The following is an 8,272-nucleotide window of genomic DNA, read 5'->3' on the forward strand; positions in this document are numbered from 1 at the left end:
CGACTCCGAGAGGGCACCATGACCACGCAGGACCGCCCGGCCACCGACCTGCCGGGCTTCCCGATGACCCGCGCCTGTCCGTTCAGCCCGCCGGAGCAGTACGCCAAGCTCCGCGAGACCGAGCCGCTCTCCCAGGCGGTCCTCAAGGTCACCGGCAAGCCCGCCTGGCTGGTGACCACGCACGAGCACGTCAAGACCGTGCTCGGCGACTCCCGGGTGAGCTCCAACCTGAAGCTGCCCGGCTACCCGCACCAGTTCCACATCCCCGAGGAGATGCTGCGCGAGGTCCGCCTCATGCTGCTCTCGATGGACCCGCCGGAGCACACCTCCCAGCGCCGCTACCTGATCCCCGAGTTCACCGCCCGGCGGATGCGCGCGCTGCGCCCGCGGATCCAGGAGATCGTGGACAACCGGATCGACGCGATGCTCGCGGCCGGCGGGCCGGTCGACCTGGTGTCGGCGCTCTCGCTGGCGGTGCCCTCGCTGGTGATCTGCGAGCTGCTCGGCGTCCCGTACGAGGACCACCCGCAGTTCGAGGAGTGGTCGGCGCTGATGATGAACCACGACATCAGCCCGGAGGAGTACGGCGCCGCGGTCATGGGCCTGGACATGTACCTCGACAAGCTGGTCTCCGCCAAGACGGCCGAGCCCGGCGACGACCTGATCAGCCGGTTCATCGAGAAGAACCGCGAAGAGCCGATCGCCGACCACACCGACATCGTCACCATGGCCCGGCTGATGCTCGTCGGCGGCCACGAGACCACCGCCAACATGATCTCGCTCGGCGTGCTCGGCCTGCTGGAGCACCCCGAGCAGCTCGACGCGATCAAGGCGGACCCGGAGCTGCTGCCCGGCGCGGTCGAGGAGCTGCTGCGCTTCTTCAGCATCTCCGACTCCGGCACCGCCCGGGTCGCGCTGGAGGACATCGAGATCGACGGCACCGTCATCAGGGCGGGCGAGGGCATCCTGTCGCTCAACAACTCCGCCAACCACGACGAGAGCGTCTTCCCGGACCCGGACACCCTGGACATCCGCCGCGAGGAGGCCCGCAGCCACCTCGCCTTCGGCTACGGCATCCACCAGTGCATCGGCCAGAACCTCGCCCGGATCGAGCTGGAGATCGTCTACGGCACCCTGTTCCGGCGCATCCCCGGCCTCAAGCTGGCCGTCCCGATGTCCGAGCTCAGGTTCAAGGACGAGGCGCTGGTCTACGGCGTCCACGAACTGCCCGTCACCTGGTGACCGCCCAGGACAGGGCCCCGGAACCCACCCCACAGAGCGAGGAACCACCACCATGCGCGTCAGCATCGACCCCGACCGGTGCGTGTCGGCCGGCCAGTGCGTCATGCTCGCCCCCGACGTCTTCGACCAGGACGAGGACGGCATCGTGACACTGCTCGACGAGGAGCCGCCCGCGGAGCTGCACGCGGTGGTCCGGCAGACCGCCTCGCTGTGCCCGGTGCGCCTCATCCAGCTCTCCGAGTAGCCGACGCACTCCCCCACCCATCGCCCCGCCGGACGCCCCACCCGTCCGGCGGGGCGCGGCGCGTCCCCGGGCGGCGGGCCCGGCGTCAGGGCGTCTGGACGGGGGCGCCCAGCCGGTAGTCGTGGGCGGTGAACGCGGCGGCGACGGCGAAGCGGTCCGCCCGCACGAGCGTCTGGCGCCACTCGACCGGCCGGCCGCCGGTGTCGTGGCCCAGCCGGTCGATCGCCAGCAGCGCGGTGGTCTCCGGGCAGTCCAGCAGGATGCGCTCCCCCCGGCCGGGGACGACGGCGCGGATCCGCTCCCAGCCGCCGCCGATCCGGCTGCCGCAGTGGCGTTCCAGCTCGTCGTAGAGCGAGGTGTGGGTGAAGTCGACGTCCAGCAGCGGGCCGGCCACGTCCGCGGGCAGCCAGATCCGGTCCACCGCCAGCGGCTCCTCGTCCGCCAGCCGCACGCGCTCCAGGTAGACCAGCGGGGTGGACTCCTCCAGGCCCAGCCGGGCGGCGATGACGCCGTCGGCGCGCCGGTCGAGCGCGCGCACCACGCTGCGCTGGACGGCACCGACCTCCTCGACCGCGCGGAAGAGGCTGTACGCCTCACCCATGTCCTGCTCCAGCGGGCGGCTCGCGGTGAACCGCGAGACCCTGCCGCGCTGGGCGGTGACGAGGCCCTCCTCGCGGAGCTTGCGCAACGCCTCGCGGACGGTGTGCCGGCTGACCTGGTACTCGGCGACGAGGTCGAACTCGCCGGGGAAGACGTCGCGGAACTCCCCCTCGTCGAGCCGGCGCAGCAGGTCGGCGCGCAGCTGCGCCCACAGCGGGCTGCCCGAGGAGCGGGTGAGGGGCCTGCGGCCGGGCTCGGAGGTCACGGCGCCGTCCTGGGGGTCAGGGGTCGGGTGGGTGGTGCGGGACACCTGGTGAATGGTGGTACGTCCGGGGGGTCGGCACAAAATCGGACGCCCGCCGGGTCCGGCGGGCGTCCGACAGGTGTTGGCCGTGGCGGCCGTGGCGGCCCCGGCGTCCGTCGCGTCCCTCAGAGGAGGACACCGGTCAGCATGAAGGCGGCCACCGCGAGCAGCAGCACGGCGAAGGTCCGTTGCAGGGCGGCGCCGGACAGCCTGCCCGCCAGCCGCTTGCCGTCCCAGGCGCCGAGGACGGCGGCTCCCACGAACGGCAGGAAGACCGCCGGGTCGAGGGACACCCCGGAGACGGTGAACCGGGTGGCGAGGGAGACCAGCGAGTTGATGACGATGACCACCAGGCTGGTGCCGACGGCCGTACGCATCGGCAGCCGGAGCACGGACACCAGCGCGGGCACCGCGAGGAAGCCGCCGCCGACCCCCAGCAGCCCGGTCACCGCCCCGAGCCCGGCCCCGGCGGCGACGGTGCCCAGCGGCCCGCCCCGGCCGGGCGCCTCCCCGTCCTCCCCGTCCTGCCCGCCCCGCCCGCCCTGCCCGTCCCGCCCGTCCCGCCCGTCCCGCCCGGCCGCCTCGCCGGGAGGCTCCTCGGCCGGCCCGGGCCGCGCGGCCCGGGCGCCGCGCAGCATCGCCGCGGCGGCCAGCGCCGCCAGCGCCGCGAACGCGCAGGTCAGCACCGGCTGCGGGACGCGGTGGGCGAGCACCGACCCGCCGACGGCGGGGAGCACCCCGGCCGCGGCGAACAGGGCGCCGGTCCGCCACCGGACGGTGCCGGTGCCGGTGTGGCGGGCCAGCGCGGTGGCGGAGGTGACGGTGACGATGACCAGGCTGGTCGTCCCGGCCTCGGCGGTCGACAGGCCCAGCAGGTACACCAGGGCCGGCACGGCCAGCACTCCCCCGCCCCCGCCCAGCGCGCCGAGGGCCACGCCGACCGCGGCTCCGCAGAGCAGAGCGGCGATCAGGACGCTCACGCCGGGACGCCGTCCGGGCCCTGGTCGGCGGGGCGGACGACCTCACCGTTCCAGGCGGCGAAGCCGCCGCGCAGGTCGACGGCCTCGAAGCCCCGGGCCCGCAGCACCGACGCGGCCACCGAGGAGCGGTTGCCGCCCGCGCAGATCACGGTCAGCGGCCGATCGGTCGGCAACTCGCCGAGGCGGGCCAGGAGTTCGGGCAGCGGTATGAGCCTGGCGCCGGGGATGGTTCCCAACTCCCGCACCTCGCCCGGGAGGCGGATGTCCAGCAGCTCGAAGTCCCTCTCTTCCGCAGCGAGTTGCTCGTCGAGCCGGTCGGCGTCCACTCGCCCGGCGGCGGTCAGGTGCGCGGCGTCGACCGCCTCCACCGGGGCGTCCAGGGCGCCCAGGACCCGGTCGAAGCCGATCCGGGCCAGTCGGTTGCGGGCCTCGACGGCGTCCTCCGGGCCGCCGCACAGGACGGTGGCCTCCTGAGCGTCGAGCACCTGGCCGGCGAGTTCGGCGAACCGTCCGCCGAGCGGGATGTTGACCGCGCCGTGCAGGTGGGCGGCGGCGAACGCCTCCGGGTCCCGGGTGTCCAGCACGGTGGCACCGCCCGCCCGGGCCGCCAGGAAGGCCTCCGGGGTGAGCGCCGGGACGGGCGTGTCCTCGTCCAGGACCGGACGGGCCTGGCGGTTGCGCACCGAGGTGAACGCGAAGTAGGCGGGCACGGCGGGCTGACCGGCGGTCACCACGGTGACGAACTCGTCCTCGGTCATCTCGGCCAGCGCGTAGTTGCCGCGGCGCTGGTTGCCGATCGTGCAACTCAGCTCGCTGGAGAGGTTCTTGCCGCAGGCCGAGCCCGCCCCGTGCGCCGGGTGGACGCGGGTGTCGTCGGGCAGCGTCAGCAGGGCGCGGGTCGAGCGGTAGAGGAGACGGGCCATCTCCTCGGCGGAGCGGCCGCGCGAGCTGAGCAGGTCGGGGCGGCCGACGTCGCCGATGAACAGCGTGTCGCCGGTGAGCACGCCGAACGGGACGGCGTCACCGGCGTGTTCGCGCACGACGACGCAGATCGACTCCGGGGTGTGGCCCGGCGTGTGCAGGATCTCCAGGTCGACCTCGCCGAGGACGAGGTGCTCGCCGTCCTCCAGCGGGTCGGTGTCGAAGTCGAGCACACCGGCGGAGCCGTAGGAGATCCGGGCGCCGGTGCGCTCGGCCAGCTCCAGGTGTCCGGAGAGGAAGTCCGCGTGGATGTGGGTCTCGATGACCCGCTCGATGGTCAGACCGTGCCGCTCGGCGGTGGCGATGTACTCCTGGACGTCGCGCTGGGGGTCGACCACGACGGCCCGGCCGGTGGTGCGGTCACCGACGAGGTACGAGGCGTGGGAGAGGCAGTCGAGGTAGAACTGCACGAAGACCAGGGGTCCGGCGGGCTGCGTCATCGCTGGCTCCTTGAGGGCGGATGCATGAGGGGGGACGTCGCGGGGTGGCGACGGTGAGGGGCGAGGGGCCGCAGGGCTCAGGCGAGCCCGCGGAGCATGAGATTCCAGTAGAGGAACGGCAGTCCGCGCCGCTTGAGGTGCCACATGTCGGTGCGCTCGCGGACGGTGTCGATCACCGGGATCGACGGGGTGGGCCGCCCGGTGTAGTCGAACTCGGCGAGCAGCATCTTGTTGCGCGCGGTGGTCAGCGGGCAGGACGAGTAGCCCCCGTAACTCGCCGTGGGCTCACGGCCGTCGAGAACCGCGAGGAGGTTCTCGACGAGCACCGGCGCCTGCCGGCGCACGGCGGCCCCGGTCTTGGAGTTCGGCGACGATCCGGCGTCACCGACTGCCCACACGTTCGGGTGGCGGACGTGCCGCATCGTGTGCTTGTCGATCTCGACGTAGCCGGCCGGGTCGTCGGCACCGGCGAGCGGGCTTCGCTTGATCCAGTCCGGGGCGCTCTGCGGCGGCACCAGGTGGGCGACGTCGTACGGCAGGGTCGTCGTGCCGCCGGTCGACAGCTCGGTGACGACCACCTCGCGGGCGTCGGGGCGCACCTCGGTGACCTCGCTGCCGTAGTGGACCTTGATGCCGTACCGGCGCACCACGTCGTCCAGCACCCGGGCGAACTCCGGGACGCCGAAGATGGCGGCGCCGGGGATCACCAGGTGGACGTCGATCCGGCCGAGCACGCCCTCCTTGCGCCAGTGGTCGGCGGCCAGGTAGGCGATCTTCTGCGGAGCGCCACCGCACTTGATCGCACCGGCCGGCATGCCGAACACCGCGGTGCCGGAGCGGGTGTCGCGGACGAAGCGCCACGTCGCGGGGGCGTACTGCGGCAGGTAGTTGCTGGACAGGCCGTCCTTGCCGAGCCCGGCCTCCAGGCCCGGGATCCGGTCCCAGTCCAGCTGGATGCCGGGGCAGACCACCAGGTGGTCGTAGGAGACGGTGCCGCCGTCGTCCAGCGCCACCTCCCGGGCCTCGGGATCGACGGCGACGGCCGCCCGGCGGATCCACGCCACGCCCTTCGGCATCACGGACGCCTGCGGCCGGATGCTCTCCGCCAGTGGCGCCCGGCCGCCGCCGACCAGCGTCCACAGCGGCTGGTAGTAGTGGTGCTCGCTCGGGTCGAGCACCGCGACGTCCTGCTCGCCGGCCCGGCGCAGCCGAGCCGCGACCGTGATCCCCGCGGTCCCGCCGCCGATGATCACGATCCGGTGATGCCTGGTTATCAAGAGGGCCCTCCCTGGCCTAATGTACGGACATAAGCTAGGCCCGCAGCACCACAGCTGCAAGACATTGTCCGTACATTTGCCTCCGGGGCATGGGCCCGCCCCGTTCGCGGGCCGGCGAACGCGAGAGGAGGCCGAGCGTTCGCTCGGCCTCCTCTCGCGGATCACACGGCTGTCGGAGCACCCGGTGGCGGCTCAGCCGCGCACTCAGGCGGTCAGCACCTCCCGGTAGCGGGCCAGGGCCTGGAGGGCGTAGCCGTTCGCCGTGTGGTCGTGGCGGTAGAGCAGCTCCAGGAAGTAGACGCCGACCAGGCTCGGGTTCCACAGCGCGTTCTCGTTGCGGTTGTCGATCAGCCACCGCGCGCCGCGCGCCAGGACCGGGTCGAGCGGATCGACCCCGGCACCGATCAGACCCAGCACGGCCATCGCGGTCTCCTCCGCGGTCGACGGGCCGTCCGGCGCCGGGGTCCGGCCCCAGCCGCCGTCCGGGTTCTGGTTGAGCCGCAGCCAGGTGACGCCGCGCCGGGCCACCTCGGTGTGGCCGAGGCCGACGTCGCCGAGCGCGCGCAGCACGGAACCGGTGCCGCTCACCCGGCCGGTGTACCACTTGTTGTCGATCCCGCCGTCGGCCCGCTGGATCGAGCGGAACCACTCGTAGGCGTGGACCAGCCGCGGGTCCCCCGGCAGGCAGGCGCCGGAGAGCCCGAGCGCCGAGACCGCCTCCGCGGACATCACCGCGCAGGGCCCGTAGAGCACCTTGGGCGAGCGCGCCTTGCCGACCAGCGCGAACGACGGGTCCATCGAGGCGATCCGGCCGACCTGGGCGAAGCAGCTCCACGACCCGTCGTAGTTCTGCTGCTTGAGCAGCCAGTCCGCGCCCTTGCGCACCTGCGGGTCGCGCACGTCGGCGCCGCCGCCGGCGAGGGCGATCACCGCGTCACCGGTGTTGCCGCTGTTGGGCCAGCCGGACGGCAGGCCCCAGCCCCAGCCGCCGGAGGGCGCGCCGGTCCAGATGAACTCCTCGTGGCGCTGGGCGCCGCGGATCCAGTCGAGGCCCTTGCGCACCCGGGCGTCGTCGCCCAGGCCCGCGTGCTGCATGCCGACCGTGATGAAGTTGGTGGCGTCGACCTCCAGGTCGCGGGTGACCGCCCAGGCACCCTCGGGCTTGATCGTCGCCCGGAAGTACTTCAGGCAGTGCCGAACGATGTCCGGCCGCTGCTTGGCCAGGGTCAGCCCGATCACCACGTTCGCGGACATCATCGGGGACTCGACGAAGCCGCCGTCCGGGCCCTCGAACTCCACCAGGCCGACCAGGTACTCGATCGCCTTCGGGGTCGCGGCCCGGTTGACGGCGCGGCGCAGCCGCCCGTGCGGACGCTCGGCGGCCATCAGGCCCCAGGCCATGGCGGTGGGCATCGCGAAGGTGAGCTTCTTGCGCAGCGGGGCGGGCAGCAGGGCGATCTCGATCGGCACCCGGAGCAGGTCGTCGTCGCTCACCAGGCCGGCCAGGGCCAGGTAGAAGTGGACGAGGACGGTCAGCGAGCACCGCTCGACGTCGCGGACGGCCTCCATGCCGCCGAACTCCTCGACCCGGCGCCAGCCGCGGCGGATCTGCTCGGCCGCGCGGTCGGGGGCGATCAGGGCGAGGGCGGCGACGGTGAGGGCGGTGCCGTTCAGGGTCGACTCGGTGTCGACGTCGTCGCCCCAGCCGCCGTCCTCGGCCTGGGTGCGCAGCAGGAAGGCGATGCCGCGCTCGATCAGGTCCGCGCAGCCCTCGGGGTCGGCCAGGTGCATGGCGATCACCACGTCGGCGGTGGACGGGGCGCTCGGGGAGAGGCGTCCCTCCCAGCTGCCGTCGGAGCGTTGCAGGTCGAACAGGGCGTCGGTGGTCTCGGCCAGGGCCTGGTCGAGGTCGGCGCGCAGGGTCCCCTCGACGGGCGGGGTCCCCTCGCCGGGCGGGGTCCCCTCGACGGGCAGGGACTTCTCGGCGGGCAGGGCGTTCTCGGCGGGCAGGGCGTTCTCGGCGGGCAGGGCGCTCTCGCCGGGCGCGTTGGTCGTCATGGTGGTCACCTCCGGGTGAACCCGGATGTATCCGGGGCGGTCGGGGGGGCCGGCGGGGGCGCCCCGGGCGCGCGGGAGGGGGGGGCGGGGTGGGGGGGCGCGCCCCCCGGGGGGGGGGGGGGGGTTATTCACAAAAGACGCGGCCC

Annotated in this window: 7 protein-coding genes; 2 read left to right on the top strand and 5 right to left on the bottom strand. The window is 73.7% G+C overall.

The genetic code is table 11. From position 1 onward, the window contains the following. The first annotated feature begins 18 nt into the window (after positions 1 to 18). Together ACFRAR_RS26080 and ACFRAR_RS26085 are read left to right on the top strand one after the other, a co-directional pair. A complete protein-coding gene (locus ACFRAR_RS26080) occupies positions 19 to 1,242 on the top strand; it encodes a cytochrome P450 (protein ID WP_380700613.1) in 1,224 nt (407 codons plus the stop codon). Between the two features lie 52 nt (positions 1,243 to 1,294). Then, entirely contained in the window at positions 1,295 to 1,486 is a 192-nt protein-coding gene (locus tag ACFRAR_RS26085; RefSeq protein WP_380700614.1) for a ferredoxin, read from the top strand. Positions 1,487 to 1,571: 85 nt separating this feature from the next. On the opposite strand, the gene ACFRAR_RS26090 is transcribed toward ACFRAR_RS26085, so the two are convergent. The 5 genes from ACFRAR_RS26090 to ACFRAR_RS26110 form a co-directional block, all read right to left on the bottom strand. Next, positions 1,572 to 2,396 carry a GntR family transcriptional regulator gene (locus ACFRAR_RS26090; RefSeq protein ID WP_380700615.1) on the bottom strand — a complete coding sequence of 275 codons (825 nt, stop codon included), beginning with the start codon at positions 2,394 to 2,396 and terminating at the stop codon, positions 1,572 to 1,574. Between the two features lie 119 nt (positions 2,397 to 2,515). Further along, on the bottom strand, positions 2,516 to 3,370 hold the full coding sequence (locus tag ACFRAR_RS26095; protein WP_380700616.1) for a sulfite exporter TauE/SafE family protein: 855 nt from the start codon (positions 3,368 to 3,370) through the stop codon (positions 2,516 to 2,518). After that, a complete protein-coding gene (locus ACFRAR_RS26100; RefSeq protein ID WP_380700617.1) occupies positions 3,367 to 4,791 on the bottom strand; it encodes a rhodanese-like domain-containing protein in 1,425 nt (474 codons plus the stop codon). The genes ACFRAR_RS26095 and ACFRAR_RS26100 overlap by 4 nt, the downstream gene beginning before the upstream one ends. A gap of 77 nt (positions 4,792 to 4,868) precedes the next feature. Then, positions 4,869 to 6,068, bottom strand: coding sequence for an FAD-dependent oxidoreductase (locus ACFRAR_RS26105; RefSeq protein ID WP_380700618.1), 1,200 nt, complete (start codon positions 6,066 to 6,068; stop codon positions 4,869 to 4,871). A gap of 204 nt (positions 6,069 to 6,272) precedes the next feature. After that, on the bottom strand, positions 6,273 to 8,126 hold the full coding sequence (locus ACFRAR_RS26110; protein ID WP_380700619.1) for a prenyltransferase/squalene oxidase repeat-containing protein: 1,854 nt from the start codon (positions 8,124 to 8,126) through the stop codon (positions 6,273 to 6,275). Between the last annotated feature and the right edge of the window lie 146 nt (positions 8,127 to 8,272).

Source organism: Kitasatospora sp. NPDC056651 (assembly GCF_042792155.1).
GTDB lineage: Bacteria > Actinomycetota > Actinomycetes > Streptomycetales > Streptomycetaceae > Kitasatospora.